General features: G+C 43.2%; 15 protein-coding genes. 8 read left to right on the top strand and 7 right to left on the bottom strand.

Annotation, left to right across the window (positions count from 1 at the left end; translation table 11 throughout):
* The first annotated feature begins 270 nt into the window (after nucleotides 1-270).
* The gene (locus tag M917_RS05045) at nucleotides 271-1647 is read left to right on the top strand and encodes a dicarboxylate/amino acid:cation symporter (protein WP_021813699.1); all 1377 of its coding nucleotides are present in this window, start codon (nucleotides 271-273) and stop codon (nucleotides 1645-1647) included.
* Between the two features lie 268 nt (nucleotides 1648-1915).
* Here M917_RS05045 and M917_RS05040 read toward each other — a convergent pair whose 3' ends face one another.
* Nucleotides 1916-2671, bottom strand: coding sequence for a TSUP family transporter (locus M917_RS05040; protein WP_021813697.1), 756 nt, complete (start codon nucleotides 2669-2671; stop codon nucleotides 1916-1918).
* 593 nt (nucleotides 2672-3264) lie between these two features.
* On the opposite strand from M917_RS05040, the gene nhaA reads away from it, so the two are divergent.
* Entirely contained in the window at nucleotides 3265-4467 is a 1203-nt protein-coding gene (gene nhaA, locus M917_RS05035) for a Na+/H+ antiporter NhaA (protein WP_021813696.1), read from the top strand.
* 112 nt (nucleotides 4468-4579) lie between these two features.
* The gene (locus M917_RS05030; protein ID WP_021813695.1) at nucleotides 4580-5929 is read left to right on the top strand and encodes an oxygenase MpaB family protein; all 1350 of its coding nucleotides are present in this window, start codon (nucleotides 4580-4582) and stop codon (nucleotides 5927-5929) included.
* A gap of 37 nt (nucleotides 5930-5966) precedes the next feature.
* Here the strand turns inward: M917_RS05030 and M917_RS05025 are convergent, their stop codons facing one another.
* Complete coding sequence (locus tag M917_RS05025; protein ID WP_021813694.1) at nucleotides 5967-6704, bottom strand: NUDIX hydrolase; 738 nt, start codon at nucleotides 6702-6704, stop codon at nucleotides 5967-5969.
* A 337-nt stretch (nucleotides 6705-7041) separates the two neighbouring features.
* Between M917_RS05025 and M917_RS05020 the strand changes: the two genes are divergently transcribed.
* A complete protein-coding gene (locus tag M917_RS05020) occupies nucleotides 7042-7605 on the top strand; it encodes an NUDIX hydrolase (protein WP_021813693.1) in 564 nt (187 codons plus the stop codon).
* 110 nt (nucleotides 7606-7715) lie between these two features.
* Here the strand turns inward: M917_RS05020 and M917_RS05015 are convergent, their stop codons facing one another.
* Complete coding sequence (locus tag M917_RS05015; RefSeq protein WP_021813692.1) at nucleotides 7716-10790, bottom strand: insulinase family protein; 3075 nt, start codon at nucleotides 10788-10790, stop codon at nucleotides 7716-7718.
* Between the two features lie 440 nt (nucleotides 10791-11230).
* Between M917_RS05015 and M917_RS05010 the strand changes: the two genes are divergently transcribed.
* Entirely contained in the window at nucleotides 11231-11692 is a 462-nt protein-coding gene (locus M917_RS05010; protein WP_021813691.1) for a universal stress protein, read from the top strand.
* An 82-nt stretch (nucleotides 11693-11774) separates the two neighbouring features.
* On the opposite strand, the gene M917_RS05005 is transcribed toward M917_RS05010, so the two are convergent.
* A complete protein-coding gene (locus tag M917_RS05005) occupies nucleotides 11775-12710 on the bottom strand; it encodes a LysR substrate-binding domain-containing protein (protein WP_021813690.1) in 936 nt (311 codons plus the stop codon).
* Nucleotides 12711-12860: 150 nt separating this feature from the next.
* On the opposite strand from M917_RS05005, the gene M917_RS05000 reads away from it, so the two are divergent.
* Nucleotides 12861-13943 carry a YeiH family protein gene (locus tag M917_RS05000; RefSeq protein WP_021813689.1) on the top strand — a complete coding sequence of 361 codons (1083 nt, stop codon included), beginning with the start codon at nucleotides 12861-12863 and terminating at the stop codon, nucleotides 13941-13943.
* 185 nt (nucleotides 13944-14128) lie between these two features.
* On the opposite strand, the gene M917_RS04995 is transcribed toward M917_RS05000, so the two are convergent.
* Nucleotides 14129-14338: a cold-shock protein gene (locus M917_RS04995; RefSeq protein WP_010201661.1), complete on the bottom strand. Its 210-nt coding sequence runs from the start codon at nucleotides 14336-14338 to the stop codon at nucleotides 14129-14131.
* Between the two features lie 244 nt (nucleotides 14339-14582).
* Nucleotides 14583-15005 (bottom strand): YbaN family protein, encoded by a 423-nt coding sequence (locus tag M917_RS04990; RefSeq protein WP_021813688.1) that lies wholly within the window; start codon nucleotides 15003-15005, stop codon nucleotides 14583-14585.
* Between the two features lie 316 nt (nucleotides 15006-15321).
* On the opposite strand from M917_RS04990, the gene M917_RS04985 reads away from it, so the two are divergent.
* Entirely contained in the window at nucleotides 15322-16161 is an 840-nt protein-coding gene (locus M917_RS04985) for a hypothetical protein (protein ID WP_021813687.1), read from the top strand.
* Between the two features lie 332 nt (nucleotides 16162-16493).
* A complete protein-coding gene (locus M917_RS04980) occupies nucleotides 16494-17390 on the top strand; it encodes an ABC transporter substrate-binding protein (RefSeq protein ID WP_021813686.1) in 897 nt (298 codons plus the stop codon).
* A 114-nt stretch (nucleotides 17391-17504) separates the two neighbouring features.
* Here the strand turns inward: M917_RS04980 and M917_RS14390 are convergent.
* Nucleotides 17505-17730, bottom strand: a 226-nt coding sequence (locus M917_RS14390; RefSeq protein ID WP_040642025.1) for a hypothetical protein, incomplete at its 5' end; no start/stop codon positions are given.

Here is a 17730-nt window from a genome sequence, read left to right as displayed (position 1 = left end):
ACATTTAATGATTATTAAAGATAAAATCTTATAGTATCTACCTTTTTTGACCGCAAAAACCCTGCGTATATGGCCGAAATCTTACGATTTTTTTGGTAAATTATAAAAAAACGTTGCAGTATCCTTAACAATTATTTTATATTGTGCGGGAAATTGGCACAAAATGCCTGAAAAAATTCATAAACGCAACAAAATCAAGGATAGAAGCAGCAATTATCGATATGTTGCGTCAGTCTGATACTTGGCATTGCGTACAAAAGGATATAGTTTATGTGGAAAAACATGGGACTGACAGGCAAGATCATTGTTGCCATGGTGATCGGTATCATACTCGGTTTATTTATAAACTATTCAGGACTAAACGCTGAAGGTGGTTTTGTTCATACGTATATTACCAACGGTTTTCTCGCTATTGTTGGCAAGTTGTTTGTTAACTCACTAAAAATGTTAGTGGTTCCCTTAGTACTTATCTCGTTGATTTGCGGGGTTTGCGGTATTGGTGATATTCGCTTGCTTGGTCGTATTGGGAGCAAGACGTTTTTTATCTACATGATGACAACCGCATTAGCCATTGCTACCGCGATTGGGCTTGGTATTGTATTTGGTATCGGTAAAGGCATGGATATCGAAACGGAAGCGGCATTTGAAGCTGAATCTGCACCGCCGCTACTGGATGTATTCTCTAATATCATTCCCTCAAATCCCATCAGCGCGATGGCGAACGGCGACATGCTGTCGATTATTTTCTTTGCTATCTTAATCGGTATCAGTATTTTGATGGTGGGTAAGCCTGCCAAAGGCTTGGTACAAAGTTTAGAGCTGATTAATGAAGTCATCCTAAAAATGGTGACCATCATTATGAACCTTGCACCATACGGTGTTTTTGCCCTTTTGACCAAAGCCATGGCTGAGCTTGGCTTAGACCTTATCTGGTCATTACTTGGTTATGTTGCTGTGTTGGTTGGCTCACTGGCTTTCCACTTTTTCATTACCATGATGATTGTACTCAAGCTTTTTTCAGGCTTATCTATCAAGACTTTTTTGGTAAAAATGCGCGAAGTACAAATTTTTGCGTTTAGTACGTCAAGCTCGAATGCGACGATTCCTATTACCTTGCGTACCGTCACCAAGCGCATGGGCGTTGATAACTCAGTTGCTTCGTTTACGGTTCCTTTTGGCGCAACCATCAACATGGATGGTACGGCTATCATGCAAGGAACAGCGACCATTTTCATTGCCAATATTTATGGCATCGATTTGAGCGTGACCGACTATCTGGTCGTTATTCTTATGTCAGTGTTGGCCTCTATCGGCACCGCTGGTGTCCCTGGCGTTGGTTTGATTATGTTGTCCATGGTGTTTGCCCAAGTCGGCTTACCTATCGAAGGTATTGGTTTAATATTGGGTGTGGATCGTATCCTTGATATGTTACGTACTGCAGTGAACGTCGGTGGCGATGCAGCAGTAACTGCGATTGTGGCAAAATCAGAAAATAAAATGGATATCGCTATTTATAACGATCCTGATGCGGGCACTAAAGACGTATTCGATGGTCATATCGATGAAAACAATGAGCGTGAGTTTTCTGAAGTCTTCAGTGATGGTGTAATGGGTAGTGAGTACGATGATGTCGATCGTCGGCGCTAATAATTTATATTAAATACCTATCGATAAAAAAACCTCAGTCACATAATTTCATGGGCTGAGGTTTTTTTGTCGATAAGATGAACATATCGTCGCTCATTGCTATCGCTTAACGCCACTTTATATAGTTGAACTACTTTAAAGTCGCTACAGTATTGCTGGTGTAAATTTTTTGCAGCCTCTGTCTGCGCAGGCACAGCAAGCAAGAAAAATTTGCACCAGCAATACGTGTTGTATCGATATTACTTTTCATCGAATATAATTAACGGCATTACCCCATAACGTACTTGGTTATCATCGCCAAGCATACCAGTACAATCAATGGTCGAATCAGTTTGCTACCGCCTTTAACCACCATATGGGAACCAAAATACGCCCCTATCGCTTGTCCAACCATCATTGCTAGCCCTACTTTCCACAAGACATTGCCACCTAGGATAAAAAATATCAACGAACCAATATTGGTAGACAAGTTCAGTACCTTGGCAGCGCCTGTCGCTTCAACAATTTGCCGACCGCGTAACGCCACATTGCCAAGCGCAAAGAACATTCCGGTTCCGGGACCAATATAGCCATCATAAAAACCAATTAATGGTGAAGCCACTTTTTGCCATGTCCCTTCTGAAATACGCGGCGCGGCTTCTACTTCGCCAAGTTTGGGTGCAAACAACGTATAAATACCAATGGCTGCAATCAAAAATGGAATCAGTTTTTCGAGCAGATCTGGCGGTGACATCTGTACGGCGATTGTTCCGATTACCGAGCCGATAAAAGCGGTAATAATAGCGACTTTAATACGCTGAGGCTTGATAACGCCTTTTCTAATCATGGTAATCGACGCAGCAAGCGCACCTGAGGCTGCTTGTAACTTATTGGTGCCTAGCGTCAAGACGGGCGGCACATTGGCAAGCAGCAGTGCTGGTATGGTTAATAAACCGCCGCCACCGGCAATGGCATCAATAAAACCAGCCAGCGCTGCCACAACGGTAAGCATTAAAATAACTTCTAAAGAGAGGGATAAGTCCATAACGCTGACCTACAAAATTTATGATAGAAAAAGATAAGCCTGAAAGAGGCAGACTAAAGTAGTCATTATTGGTCAAGCTTTGAGATTTTTGACACATGCTATAGTCGGTGAAAAGTAATATCGATACAACACGTACTGCTGGTGCAAATTTTTCTTGCTTGCTGTGCCTGTGCAGACAGAGGCTGCAAAAAATTTACACCAGCAGTACGGTAGCGACTTTAAAGTATTTCAACTATAGAAAGATAATCGAGCATTACGTAACATGAGCCATTATAAAGACAAAAACCTAAAAAAAGCCGAAAACGTAAAAAAGTCTGCTAAATTTGGTTAATAACTCAATTAATTCTTCAAAATAAACAGGGCTTGCATAGGTAGACTTAACGACTTGTAACTACGTTAGCTCTTATATTACCTTTATAATATCGTTGCTATTCATACGACAAGCTAGGCTCATGACTTTGAGTTGACGTATTTTCTTGTCTATAGTAATAAGAGTATGAGAAACTGTTCCTGTCTATTTGCTGTATTGTTATCGGCAATAACATAGATATTTGAGGTTATTTAATACATTGTACTTAGTAAATGAGGATGATATGGCAATACGAAGGATTAAGGCATTTTTTGAATTTGAGGCAGCAGGCGGTATCGTCTTAGCATTGGCTGCCGTTGCTGCGATGATTATTGCTAACTCCCCTCTTAATGTTTGGTACGAAGGATTTATCCACGCACCCGTTGCCGTTCAGATCGGTGACTTCGCGATTGCTAAAGATGCACACCACTGGATCAACGATGGTCTGATGGCAATATTCTTTTTCTTAGTTGGGCTTGAGCTTAAGCGTGAGGTGTTGATCGGCGAGCTGTCTAACGTCAAACAAATCATACTACCAGCTGGCGCGGCAGTAGGTGGCATGATTATGCCGGCAGCTGTCTATCTACTTTTTAACTATAATGAGCCTGAGTTTTGGAAAGGCTGGGCCATTCCAGCGGCGACTGATATTGCGTTTGCACTCGGTATCTTGAGCTTGCTCGGTAACCGTGTTCCCAACTCCTTAAAAGTGTTTTTGGTATCCATTGCCATTTTTGATGATATTGGCGCCATTTTAATCATCGCGCTGTTTTATACCAGCGAGTTGTCATTAGAATCGTTAGCGATAGCAGGTCTATGTCTGCCAGCTTTATATCTTCTGAATCGTCGTAACGTCACCAGCATCACGCCTTATCTGCTCATTGGTTTGATTATGTGGATTGCGGTACTAAAATCCGGTATCCATGCAACGTTAGCCGGGGTAGTCTTAGCACTGTTTATCCCCATGTTTGACCGTACTGACCCTGAGCACTCTCCAGTTGAAGAGCTGGAGCATGATTTACACAATACCGTAGCCTTTGGTATTTTGCCGTTATTCGCTTTCGCAAACTCTGGTATATCGCTCGAAGGCGCAGGTGTGGCTGAATTATTCCATTCAGTACCGCTTGGTATTGCCGCAGGTTTGTTTATCGGAAAACAATTGGGCATCATGTTTATGTGTTGGTTGATCTTTAAACTTGGCATCTCGACCATGCCAAGAGGTATGAATTATAAGCAAATATACGGCGCCGCTTTATTGTGCGGTGTGGGCTTCACGATGAGCTTATTCATCGGTGGCTTGGCATTTGCGGGTGATAACACCCTGTTCGATGAGCGTCTAGGTATCATCATGGGTTCAATCGTCTCTGGTATAGCAGGTTACATCATGCTGAAACTTAGCCTAAAAGATGATGCTAGCGGTACATCAGTGGACTTAACTCGCCCGCATTGATGATATGATGAGCGACTTATAAGCGCTTCAGCCAATAAGTCGCTCATGATTATAAGATACCCAACAGCAAAGGCATTAATCTAAATTTAGCGTCTAATCATGAGAGTACTTGATGAATATGGATAAGAACAATACCAATCTCACAAGTATCTTAACTGACCATCAGCACCATCAAGCGACAGACGCTTGTCAGCGTCATGGACGCACTACCGCTATTGACGATCATAGCGATCTACAAGTGTTAAAACGGATCAAACGGTATTTATTGCCAAAAGACTTTGTCATCTCGCAAGATTTGTTAAATGAGATGGTCGCAGGTTATGATATTGGTGATCCGCTTGCAGATACGTTGGCCACTGAAGGCATTCGTTTTGCAAAGCCTTTACAGCAGATTATTATCAGCAGCAATGTCGATAATGTCCTTCAAAACAATCCAGATTTTAGTGCATTAATTGAGCAATTCAGTCGGCAACCGACTTGGTTCGATCCCAAGCTGGCACAAATTGGCGCGATCGCTTATCGACGTTATCCACTGATGCTGATTTGGCTACTACGTAACGTCGCTCTAATGGCAGGCTATAGCATCCCAGCCTTATCGCTGCCACTCATTCAGACAGGCGCGCTGATGCACGATGCCTTGCCGCGGCTGATGCGTACTTATGCTTATATTTTAGCCGTCTCTGAGCACCCACAGTCAAATATGAGCGTGCGCAATAATCACCAACCTATTGATCAAGTATTGGCCATTGGCTCTGAAGGCTGGCGACAATCTATCAAGGTACGTCAAATTCATACCTTGGTACGACAAAATCTTCTCAAAGGAAAAGGCAATGCTGCTACAAGCGTCATAGGAGATATTGATCAACACCACAATGCTGATGGCAGCTGGAATACGGCCTATTGGGGCGTACCCATTAATCAAACTGATATGATTGCCACGCATTTGCAGTTTTCATTGTTAATTATGCGCGGGTTAAGACTGCTTGGAGCACGCATTAGTACAGAAGAAGCAGAAGGTATTCTGCACCTTTGGAATCTTGCCAGTTATTGGATGGGCGTTGATTTGCAGCGCTTACCAAAAGATGAAGCGGCGTGTTGGGAGTGGCTCTATACATATTTGTCCATTCAGCAGCTTGATTTTAAAATGGGACAGCCATTGGCAAAAGCTTTGCACGATTTACCGCGTCAGCTCATGGGTGAGGACAATCGCCGTGGACGTTTCGTTGAGATGGTCAACGCTAGTGTGACGCGTACGCTAGTCGGTGATGATATTGGCGACGGACTGGATTTACCAAAATCTAAAATACGCTTTGGTGTGTTGTCCTCAGTGCCGATCTTGTTTGCGCTTGATACCGCGCGGCAGCACAATCAAATCGTTGACAGAAAATTAGAAGCGTTCCGTGCTAAGCGCCAAGACAACATGAACTGGTGGCTAAAGAAAAATGATGACTATTATCAATAGATGCAAATACTCAAACAGGATATACCTAAAAAATAATCTACAATCGGGTATTTTGTATGCGGTAATACCATTCAAGCTGCCGATCAAAGCCCGTTTCTAGTAAGCTGGCAATAACTCGCCCTGTCAGACCCCATACTGTCTCACCATCAACTTGCCAGCTGGGGGTGAGCAAGGTCGCGGTCTGGTCTTGCATTGTATATTCTACCTCATACTCTACGGTAGGCTGAGTGAGCAACGACTCAAAGTCTGCCCAAAATATGCGCGATATCTCTCCCAGTTCGGGCACCAATATCAAGTCTGGCGCAATGAGCGCAACAATGGGGCGCACACTCATGCCACTTTTGGACATTTGTATGGGTAGTTGACCGAGCAATTGAACTTTATTGGGTGGCAGCGCTGTCTCTTCACAGGCTTCACGCAAGGCAGTAATGACATTATTGCCATCGCTTATGTCATATTTACCACCGACACAGGAGACCTCACCAGCATGGCTATTCATATGCGCAGCACGGCGCGTCAGTAATAGTTTAGGATGGCGCTCATGAGTAATAGCCACTAGGACTGACGCATCTGCAATCGGCGTCTGATAGAGACTGTCTAAGATACGGGCACTACGAGAAGTGTGGTCTGTGTCATATAATGCTGGACTGGTAATAGCATTTAATGTCTCATGCTGTACCTGTTCAGCCAACTTTCTGAGCGTAGGATAACGAATAAACGTGGGCACAGCGACTGAAAATTCATCAAAACTGATAGATTGCGGGGGAAGTAGCATTATAGTTACCTTGTGTTTTTATCAATGTTCAACACGCCCTAATTGATGACAAGCACTAGCATAGCGCAATCTGGCTACAACTGTATAGACTTTGTGGGACTGATACGTACTGTCTGGTTTGCTTACTCGTATAAGAAAAAACATCAGCCCTTAATCTTGTAAACTTGTGCTGTTTTTATCATCATTATCAGTGCGATGATGATTTGTGTTATCTTAAACTTAAGACCTATCACCCGATAAAACAGGCGTTGGTCACCGCCATGCTATCCTCATAGCATCAGAACGATAATTTTTAAAATACTTTTATTTTCCTTTATCATTATATAAGGCAGTTGATATGCGCTATTGTCTAGAATGCGGGCACGAAGCAGAGTATAAAATACCAGCCACGGATAATATGCCGCGTTTGGTTTGTCCAAATTGCCACTACATTCATTATGAAAACCCAAAAGTGATTTGTGGCTCGCTCGTTATTCATGAAAACAGAGTGCTGCTCTGTCGCCGTGCCATCGAGCCGCAGTACGGACTTTGGACGCTGCCAGCAGGTTTTATGGAAAATGGCGAAACCATGGCGGAGGGTGCGGCGCGTGAGTGCTATGAAGAAGCCGAAGCGGTCGTTCTCAATCCCCATTTATACTGCTTATATGACATTCCTGATATTGGCCAAATCTACAGTATCTATATAACTGAGCTAAAAGACGGTGCTTATGGTATTGGCGCTGAGAGCCTTGACTCGGCTTTATTTAAAGAAGAAGACATTCCGTGGGATGAGATTGCCTTTGAAGCGGTACGTCGTACCTTAAAAAGCTATTTTGAAGACCGCAAACAGTTCGATAGTCACGATCAGTTCCCAGTTCATCAAGACTACATCGGCAAAGACCAAAGTATTAAGCGTTACTGATACCTTTTACACAATGAGTAAACCCAAGGATAAAACATAAAAACCGCCGCTTCCATTGAAAGCGGCGGTTTTTTTATATCTAAGTTAAATGGGTAAACCGTCTTTAACCTTTAGCTTTTAATTTTGCAAATACTAAAGCCAAGGGCTGTTACATCCGCTTCTTTATCATACGGTGCTAAGACGGCACGCACATGATTTTGCCCTTGCAAGTACTGCTTAGCAACGCGCTGTAAATCTGCAACCGTCACTGCTAAGATTGCCGCGCGCATTTTACGCTGCCAGTCCGCACCGCGATGATGCAAGTCAGCAAAGCACGCTTTGATCGCCTCACCTGCTGGCGAACCTGGTTTGTCCATACCCGAGATAATACCTAAGATGGCTTCTTCTAACTGTTCATCCGTTTGCGGATCATTTAACAACCATTCGATACTGGCATCAAAGTGGGCAAAGGTCTCTGTACACTGCGGATCACGGTAGCTAAAGAACTTAAAGGCACACGCATTGGCATCGTAACCTGCACCGCCGCCATAAGCACCGCCGCGCTCACGAATGGCACTGTGCAAATAGCCATTACGTAGATAAGGCGCTAATACCATCAGTGCTGCGGTATCAGGATGGTCAGCCGCCGGTACAGTATAAGCACTGGCGTTATGATAGACATTGGTTGGCACCAACCATGCTAAATCCTCGACCTCTACTGCCCCACCTTCTTCGGTTTGAGCTGTTTCTTTTTCACCATTCAGAGACAAATCTAACAATAAATCTGCAAACTCACTGGGGATATTTGCGTCAATATCTGTATCTGTGTTGCTTAATTTTTCAGCAAGCTCTAAAGCACGACTGTCTTGCCAGCTATCCACAATCAAATTGCTCAAACGTTCAGTTTGTTCCGCTTCACAAATAATAACGGCGTGTTTAGGCAAACTAATCAGGCGTTGATGTAAATCCATCAAACCCGTCGCTAGTTGATCCCACTGCGCATCAGCCGTACTGGCATGCGTTAAAAAATCTTTTAGCGCGTTCAATGCAGGCAGACCACTGCGCACATATTCTAGCTGCGCTTGACGACTCATGCCGCGACTGGCCGTTTGCATGGCGTAGGAATGCCCAGAACCCGCAAGGTTTGATTGCCAACTGGCTTGACGCTGCTGCAAAATCTCTTTGATACGATCATGCTCACTAAAGACGCTATGCTCCATGACTTCTTTGAGCAAATCAATCGCTTCAGGCTTACGGTTCAGCGCCCGCGTGGCCACCACAAAGTAACTGCTAATAGACTGGCTGTCATCAACATTGGTACGTTGACTGATACGCGCCGTCACCCCTGAAGAATGCGCTGCTTGCTTGGCTTGCATCTCATGAGCACTGAGCGAATCTGTACCCAATTCTGATAATAAACTCAGATAAATAGGTAATAAAGGATGATTAATCACCTCATTAACTGGTAGTTGGTCACTTACATTTTTACCAATTGCATCAGTCAACGGTACAATTACTTGATAATAGTAGATACCATTGGTGCCTGCTTCATACTCAAATAAGATGCTGTCCTGTCCGCTTAAACGCACCGTTTTTTGCGTGCCTTGTTTAAAGCTAATATCCGTCGGTACATCTTCTAAACCTACTTTTGGTAATAAGCTTAAATCATCTGGCGCCGCTTGGCGTGCCTCCAAATCCAACGCTTGCTTATGAAGGATATCTTTATCGTCAGCCGTCAAGTCCATGGCAATGGTATCTAAACGTGTCTGCTCAGCAGCGGCAAGACGAGCGGTTTTTTCACTGTCTGGTGTCAAAGTAACACGCACACGGTGGTTGTTTTCAAGCAAGTGGGTCTTGATTAAATTGGGCAGCCATTGTTCGTCAACGACTTGTTCGCGAAGCCATTGCAAATGCTCATCGACTTCCCAAACATCAATCGGATTGCCATCATGAATAGCCGTGCTAAAGCCCTCTAACATCAAGTTCAAACCATAGGGAATACTATCGCCGCCAATATGACGCTGATCAATTTCTATCTGATGCAAAATGGTTTCGATGGTTTCATCATCGACTGGTGAACTTGCAACATCAGTGAGCAAATCTATAATGCCTTGCTCTACTGCTTCAGCATGTTCAGGATTGGAGCCACGCAATCCGGTATAAAAGACCATTTCATAATGACTGTCATCCAGTCCAAGCAGCGGACTTGGCGCTTTGCCTAGCGGATGGCTGTCCAAATAAGCCCGCAACGGCGAGCCCGCATGCTCAATCAATACGCCTTCGAGCAAACGCAGTGCCAAACGCTGCTTTGGATCGGTAATAGTAGGCAACAACCAGGCCACTACATGATGAGTTTGGTCTGGACCCGCTTCGTCAGCGGTATAAGTGTCAGTGGCGCTAATAGGCGCAGACAGACGCTGCTCTGGGCGCGATACGTGTTTTTTGCCCGCCTCAAACTGAATCAAGGCATCGTCATGTATTTTCGCCTGCGTCTCAGCGACTGGAATATTACCAAAGCTCATAATCACGCTGTTGGACGGATGATAATGGCTTTGATGAAACTCAACCAATTCATGATGTGTCAAATCTGGAATATCAGCAGGATCACCACCAGAATTATAATGATAAGTGGTCGTTGGGAATAAATGATGAGCAACAGCATGATACAGCTGGTCAATCTCACCGCTCATCGCGCCTTTCATCTCATTAAAGACGATTCCTTTAAACTGCGGCTTGTCGTCGCTGTCCAGCTCTACACGGATGCCTTCTTGGGCAAAGTCGAGCGGATGGATATTGGGGAAAAATGAGGCGTCAAGATACACTGCCAATAAATTAAAGTAATCGTTTTTGTTTTGCGTGGCATACGGATATGCCGTCCAATCAGCGGCGGTCATCGCATTCATAAAGGTATTGAGCGAGCGCTTAATCATCGAAAAAAACGGGTCACGGACGGGGAATTTTTTAGAACCACACAAAGCCACGTGCTCTAAAATGTGCGCCTCACCCTTTGAATCCATAGGTTGGGTACGAAAGCCCACCAAAAAAGCATTTTCATCACTTGGATGTGCCAAATGATAATGCATTGCGCCTGTCTTAACATGCTGACTGATCAACACGTCCATTGACAGCGCCTCAATATGGCGATGTTCAATCAGCTCAAACGCTGGATGTAGGGTTAAGTCGGCAGTAAATAGCGTGTCAGTCATAGTGTTCCTTATAAAGCGTTTTTGACCCAGTAAAGATAAGCGTAATGCTTCATTAAAATCACATATCATCTGATTTACTTGGATAAAAACCAATAGTGTATAAAGTAGTGGATACAAAATAAGTCGTTTTATCAGTCATCGATATCAATCAATGTACAAAGACTTTTTGGATAATTTTGGGTAATATTCTTATTTAATAGCTACATATTTCATGGCAATGCTCAATCAATCAATAGGAATTTGCCTAACGGTAGTAGATGGGGCTAAGCGTTCGATAAGTCAAGGCAAACCATAGAAGATAAGCAAGAAAGCCTGATCCTTAAATGAGTCAAACCTTTGTGCCAGCAAATCTTCATTCATTTACAATGGTTTAATGATGTTACTTAACAGTGGCTATCAGTAGTGCTATAGTTAGAATCATCTGTCATCAGGAGCAGCTCATGAGTTACCAACATATTTTATTGGTCACCGATTTAATGTCCGATGCTGATTTGGTCGCCCAAAAAGCCAAACGTATCGTCGAAAATCGTCCTAACGCCAAATTATCGGTATTACATATTGTGAAAGACACCATGGTTGGCTTCGGCTATGAGCTGGTGCCAGCGTCAAGTTTATACGATCAAATAGATGACGAGCGTTGCCAAGAAGCGCGTGCCAAGTTAGCGCAGTTTTTGGAGCGCAACGACTTACACGCGGTCAATTCTGAAGTGACCACCGCCATCTCTAATAGCGAAGGTATCGTCAACTACTGCCACAAGCATGACGTTGATTTACTGGTTATCGGTCGTCACGAACGTCATGGCCTTGTTGCATGGTTAAGCGGTGCTACAGCAGATAATATTTTGCCAAACGTACCTTGCGACAGCTTGGTGGTGAGACTCGATAAACCCGTCACCAAGTAGCTTAAATAAGATATATGATTTTACCAAACGTCCCATAGCACATCTGCTCATGGGACGTTTTTTATTGCAGTTTTTTTGGTGCTTATACTTTTGCCAAAATATCAATAAACATCTGCCATATGGGAGTTTGATGACGCGCTTTGTGCCAAATTAACCACCATGTCCGTGACAGATCAATACCGGCCACTTTGACTTGTACTAATTTCCCTGCCGCAAGCTCCATCTCAATAACATGCTGCGAGAGGCAACCAAGACCAATATCGGCACTGACCATATGTTTGATCGCCTCCGACTGTTGTATCGCTTTAATCACTTCCGCATTGGGTAAATGCTTGAGCAACTGCTCATCGATAATTTGCCGTGTGCCCGACCCCGCTTCACGCACCAATAATGGTAACCGTGCCAGTTGGTTCACGCTCAGCTCGTAACAGTTATCCAACTCGTTATACACTGCCATATCTGCCAACCACTGACTGTCACGCTTGGCAAAAATCATCAACGTATCTGTGCGCCAAGCACGCTGCTCAATGGCTTTTATATCTATCGGACGCGGCGTGCCTTCTACCAAAGCAATATCGATATTTAATTGCTCAACCTCGCTCACCACCTCTTGCGTATTGGCAATATACAGATCGACATTTGCATCTGGTAGCGCTTCATACAGTCTTGCCAGTAAGGAAGGCAATACATAGTTACCAATGGTCGTACTTGCACCAATACGAATTTGCCCTACTTGATATTGATGATAATGCTCCAATGTCAGTGCTTGCCCCAAAATCGCTTGCGCTTGTACATAGATGGGATGCGCATTGGGATGTTGATTGAGCCGACGTCCGACCCGCTCAAACAATGGCATCTGTAGCCTTGATTCTAATTCAGTCAAGGCGCTACTGACCGCTGATTGTGACAGATGCAGCGCTTCACTGGCTCGACTGGTGCTGCCCGTCTGGTAGATACTGACAAAAACAGACAACTGTTTGAGTGTGATCTTCGGTAGCATCGGCATGGCTTTTTTCATGATGTTTTTAACACTCTATAATAATCAGTTAACCCAAAAAATCGATAATTTCTATCTTATTAATCTGTTTTTATTATAACCAATGGTGTCTTATACTGTCCAATCATAAGCTTATGCTTATCTCGATTATAAATGATAGGACAACCAGTCATGCAAGCCTTGAGCCAAACCATTCATGATTACTGCCCGAGTAATCGCCATTTAGCAGGGTTAATGGTGGTATTTATCGGCAGCTTGTTTTGTTTGTGGCTTGACGTGAGCTTAGATACTTGGACCGATGGACGCATTGTCGGCCTGTCTTCTCTGACTTTGGCGATTTTGCTCGGTATGATATTGGGCAACACGGCTTATCCTACTTTCGCTCACCGCTTAGATATGGGTGTGTCATTTGCCAAAGGTCAAATACTGCGCCTCGCCATTATGTTTTATGGCTTTAAACTGACATTGACGCAAGTATCGAGCGTGGGTATGCCTGCGATTATGACGGATGCACTGGTACTGACCTCGACTTTTTTACTGACTTATTGGTTGGGTACAAAGTGGTTAAAAGTCGATAAGCAAACAACATTGCTCATTGGTTCAGGCGCGAGTATTTGCGGGGCAGCAGCAGTAATCGCCGCAGAACCAGTAATCAAAGCAGAAGCGCACAAAGTGACTATCGCTGTAGCAACGGTGGTGGTCTTTGGCACAGTTGCGATGCTGCTCTATCCTTTCTTATATCATCTAGGCTGGCTGCAACCTTGGCTAAATGCGCAGCAGTACGGTATTTATACGGGTTCAACAATTCATGAAGTGGCGCAAGTGGTGGTAGCTGGTAATGCTATCAATGCCGACGTTGGTAATACTGCCGTAGTCACCAAGATGATACGGGTGATGATGCTTGCACCCTTTTTACTGGTGCTGTCTTTTGCTTTAACCACAGGCAATGACAATGAGGGTAATAAACCTTCGATCATGACGCGTATTCAACAGGTCCAAGTACCTTGGTTTGCTTTTATCTTTATTGCTATCGTGCTTCTGCACACTTGGGTGCCGATGACACAAAGCTTTGAGCGGAGTATGGTCATGCTTGATGACGTTTTGCTGACGATGGCCATGTTTGCACTTGGCCTCACCACCCATCTAAGCGCTATTAAACAAGCAGGAATCAAGCCCCTTATCTTAGGTGCCATTATGTTTGCTTGGCTTATTCTTGGTGGTGGTTTGATTAATATCGGAATTGGCTCGATCTAGCAGATTGGGTGATTGCAAATGACTAAAAGAAATCAATCGCAATGCCCTGCTTATTGTTATTTATTGGAAGGATTACCTATTGATCTGACTATATTCGATGGCTCGTATCAAATTTTAGACGAAAAAAAACGAACCCTTAGGTTCGTTCCTTTATTCATCTTGCTCTAATTGTCTATAAAGACAAATTAGATAGCAACGATGTTATGAGCTTGTGGGCCTTTTTGACCTTGAGTTACAGTGAACTCAACTTCTTGGCCTTCAGCCAAAGTTTTGAAACCTGAACCAGTGATTTCGCTGTAATGAGCAAAAACGTCTGCGCCAGTTTCTGGAGCGATAAAACCAAAGCCTTTAGCTTCGTTGAACCACTTAACTGTACCTTTTTGAGTATCTGACATATTGATAATCCTACTTTTTAATTTATTAATGGTCTAGTGACCGGTAACGCTTGCAAATAGCTACTGAACGATAAATATTAAAACGAAGGATTATAACTAATACTACGAGGTAATGATTTGGTGCAGAACTGCTCTTAAGCTTGGGTGTATTATAGGGAGCTAATTCCAATATCGCAAGTATTATCTTATATTTCGTGTAACTGAAGCCCATTTTTTACTGTTTTTTGTTTGAATTGCAGGATTTTTAGGCATTTGGCAGACGAAACAAATAGATGGCTACCCCACTACATACCAGGGCTACCAGCCATGCCACCCATATCATATCGGTTGGTAGACGATAAAATAACATGGCTGTCGATATAGTCATCATTATTGTTGCCAAACACTTGGCATAAAGGGGCACTGCATGATTGTTTTCCCAATCGCGCACAAACTTCCCAAAATATTTATGGTTGATCAGCCAAAAATGAAAGCGCCGTGAGCTACGCGCCCAGCAACCAGCTGCGAGTAGTATAAAAGGTGCGGTCGGCATGACTGGCAACAACACGCCAATGATGCCCAATACAAAAAATACCCAGCCAAGTATCACGAACATCCAACGTACCGTCGGACTCTTTGATTGATTGGTCTTCGGGCGATAATAAAATGCTTTTTTGTTTGAGCTCATAACAATGGTGTCGCTTGGTGAGTTAGATAATAGAAGTTTAGTCACTACATTTTTTTATAAAGAAGGCTGCTTATATAGATAAATAAGAATGCAATACCGATGAAAACGGCACAAGACTATTTTTGCTCTTTTCTGTCTCTTATTTAACATAAAGCCATTTTTCACAGGTGAAACGTTAGCGTTACGATACTGAATGTTTATTTAGACAAACTTTTAGTAGGTGTATTGTAAAAACTGATGCATAATCTACAGTCTGCCAAACTATTGTGCTGAACCATTTATCACTTTTATTTTTCTGCTGTTTCTAAGGACATTTATGACCTCATTGTTCAATATTTTATCAGCCAAAACTCTAACGTTACCTTTAGCACTGGCTGCCATGACTGTGTTTAGTGGTTGTGCGACTACTACCAGTCCTGAGGCGCGCTCTGCTTATGATAAGACACAGCAAAACCTAAAGTCTCAACCTGTGAGCATCATTAGTGATGGTTGCCTCATTAGAGTAGAAATGGGTAAAAATGACGTCTTGTATGAACAATCTAATCTTACCTCGCTTGCTATGATGGCAACCGTAGAAGAAGCTCTGAGCGAAAAATCGCTGAAAGTGTCTCGTACTACGGCACCGTTTGTGTGTGGTGCACTCTCCAAAGAAGCATTGACCAAGATGGATATATTGGCGACTGCCGATGCAAAAGACGAGCTCAATGCAGCTTATCCTTTGCTGAGCTCTACGAACAACCTCAATCAGGCAACCAACCAGACTTATTTAACACTGCTAAAAGCGTTTGCTCAAGATAAAAGAAAAGAAATCGACCAAGCAAAGGGCAATAGTGTTGACTTGGGTTTGGATAAAACCACATTAGAGACGCTCAAAGAAATCGAAGGCACTGATAAAGTATTTGTTTCAATGGTTACCGGTAGTAAGCCGTCATTTGGCTACTCTATGGCAATGGGTGTCACCACAGCAGTCGCGACTGGCGGCACTGGCTTTGTAACACCGCAGCAAGGGCAGTTTCATCACCTTTACTTGGTTGATCTGACGACCAATACCGTTGATTGGGCTAAATCTACTCCCTTTACCGGTCAAGTGTTTAAAATGCCTGTAAACGAGAGGTTGGCTTATAAAGGTATCCTTTCTCCTTTATACGCTGAGTAATTATTTTTAATTGGCTGATATTTAAAAAAACCGCTCACAGTCATTGCTGGAGCGGTTTTTCTTTTAGTAACAATAAATTTGGCATATTTATATCTTTATCAATCCTATCTCGCGTGCTTCTTTTAGCTATTTATCGTCAATTTACTGACTCATCCAAAACCTTGCATTACCTCTCGCAGGTCGTCTATGATGACGCAGTAGCAATCAAATATAATGCAACACCACTCAAACTTGTCGGGGTACTTTGCTTTTGACTATTTAAAACCGTCAAAAACCATTGCTGAGAAACACCCGTGAACCTGAAGCAGTTAGCACTGACGTAGGAAACAACCATGCAGCCGACCACCACCCTTACTTTGACCCTCGAATGGTTTTTGAACCCTGATCACCTGCCCTTTATTGCTGGTGTGACCACGGGCGCGTATGAGCAAGCAGGGCTTGATATAACCATTATCGAACCAGATGACCATTATGATGGATTTGCTGAATTGCAGAACCAAACGATTGATCTACATGTGAATGAGCCGATTCATCTGTTTGAACATTACGCGCCTAATTTGCGTGCGCTGGGATGCTTTTTTGAGACAGATGGAGGCATACTGATGCAACGCGCCAGTATGGACAAGCTAAAAAACAATCAACCGATTCGCATTTGTACCCCTGCCGCTGAGGAAAAAACCAATCGTATTGGCTTTGAGATTTTGGCTCGCTATGCGAAGAAAAACGGCTTTAGTATCAATCGCGAACATGTGACCTTTGTGCAAAAAGGCTTTTATCATATAAAAAACCTACAACAAGACCCCAGCCTAGATGGCGCATGGCTATGCTTTTATAATTTTGAAGGCGTGGAAGCGACCCATGAAGGCATGGATTTTGAGTTTATCGATCAGCATCTGTCACCCTACCCCAACTTTTCCGCGTTAGAAATCCTAACGACCGATGATATCTATAGCGCGAAAAAAGACGCGATAGATACCTTTATCCAAGTGACCAACCAGATGACTGAGCTGTGCAAAAATGAGCCAGACAAGGCTCAGCGTATGTATTACGACTACAGTAAAACCGAGGCGGATGCGTTGATGGATGCCATTATCGATAATACGCTTGGCAGGTTGATCACACCCATCAAGCCTGATGCAGATAAGTGGCAAGAACTGCGCGAGATGCTGGCAGAGATCGATATCGTGACGTTGACTGATGAGCAGTATCAATCGCTGTGGGCGCTATAGAAGTTAAAATATTTTGAACAATAAAAAACCGCCATAGTTTTGCTGTGGCGGTTTTTTATTTTAAGAGTCAAAGAAAATCAATTTATTACTCAAGATTAAAATGATCTAATCTTTTTAAATACTATCTATTATCACATCAAATTTTCTATGTTTTTTATTGTAGCCTAATATTTCGACTGTAATCAGGTCTCCATTTTCCATAACATCATCAATATAACTATTAAAATCTAGACATTTTTTTCTTTGAATATAGCCAGTGAATACGTCAAATTCAACGAAAAGACAATGGGGTTGAATTCCAGTGACTGTAGCAAGCTCCACACTCCCTGATTTATACTTA

The organism is Psychrobacter aquaticus CMS 56 (assembly GCF_000471625.1).
In the GTDB taxonomy this organism is placed as follows: domain Bacteria; phylum Pseudomonadota; class Gammaproteobacteria; order Pseudomonadales; family Moraxellaceae; genus Psychrobacter; species Psychrobacter aquaticus.
This window is presented reverse-complemented; position numbering and strand designations above follow the sequence as displayed.

Coding starts and splice junctions, on each gene's coding strand:
- M917_RS05045 (WP_021813699.1), top strand. CDS start 271: ATGTGGAAAAACATGGGACTGACAGGCAAGATCATTGTTGCCATGGTG.
- M917_RS05040 (WP_021813697.1), bottom strand. CDS start 2,671: ATGGACTTATCCCTCTCTTTAGAAGTTATTTTAATGCTTACCGTTGTG.
- nhaA (WP_021813696.1), top strand. CDS start 3,265: ATGGCAATACGAAGGATTAAGGCATTTTTTGAATTTGAGGCAGCAGGC.
- M917_RS05030 (WP_021813695.1), top strand. CDS start 4,580: ATGAATATGGATAAGAACAATACCAATCTCACAAGTATCTTAACTGAC.
- M917_RS05025 (WP_021813694.1), bottom strand. CDS start 6,704: ATGCTACTTCCCCCGCAATCTATCAGTTTTGATGAATTTTCAGTCGCT.
- M917_RS05020 (WP_021813693.1), top strand. CDS start 7,042: ATGCGCTATTGTCTAGAATGCGGGCACGAAGCAGAGTATAAAATACCA.
- M917_RS05015 (WP_021813692.1), bottom strand. CDS start 10,790: ATGACTGACACGCTATTTACTGCCGACTTAACCCTACATCCAGCGTTT.
- M917_RS05010 (WP_021813691.1), top strand. CDS start 11,231: ATGAGTTACCAACATATTTTATTGGTCACCGATTTAATGTCCGATGCT.
- M917_RS05005 (WP_021813690.1), bottom strand. CDS start 12,710: ATGAAAAAAGCCATGCCGATGCTACCGAAGATCACACTCAAACAGTTG.
- M917_RS05000 (WP_021813689.1), top strand. CDS start 12,861: ATGCAAGCCTTGAGCCAAACCATTCATGATTACTGCCCGAGTAATCGC.
- M917_RS04995 (WP_010201661.1), bottom strand. CDS start 14,338: ATGTCAGATACTCAAAAAGGTACAGTTAAGTGGTTCAACGAAGCTAAA.
- M917_RS04990 (WP_021813688.1), bottom strand. CDS start 15,005: ATGAGCTCAAACAAAAAAGCATTTTATTATCGCCCGAAGACCAATCAA.
- M917_RS04985 (WP_021813687.1), top strand. CDS start 15,322: ATGACCTCATTGTTCAATATTTTATCAGCCAAAACTCTAACGTTACCT.
- M917_RS04980 (WP_021813686.1), top strand. CDS start 16,494: ATGCAGCCGACCACCACCCTTACTTTGACCCTCGAATGGTTTTTGAAC.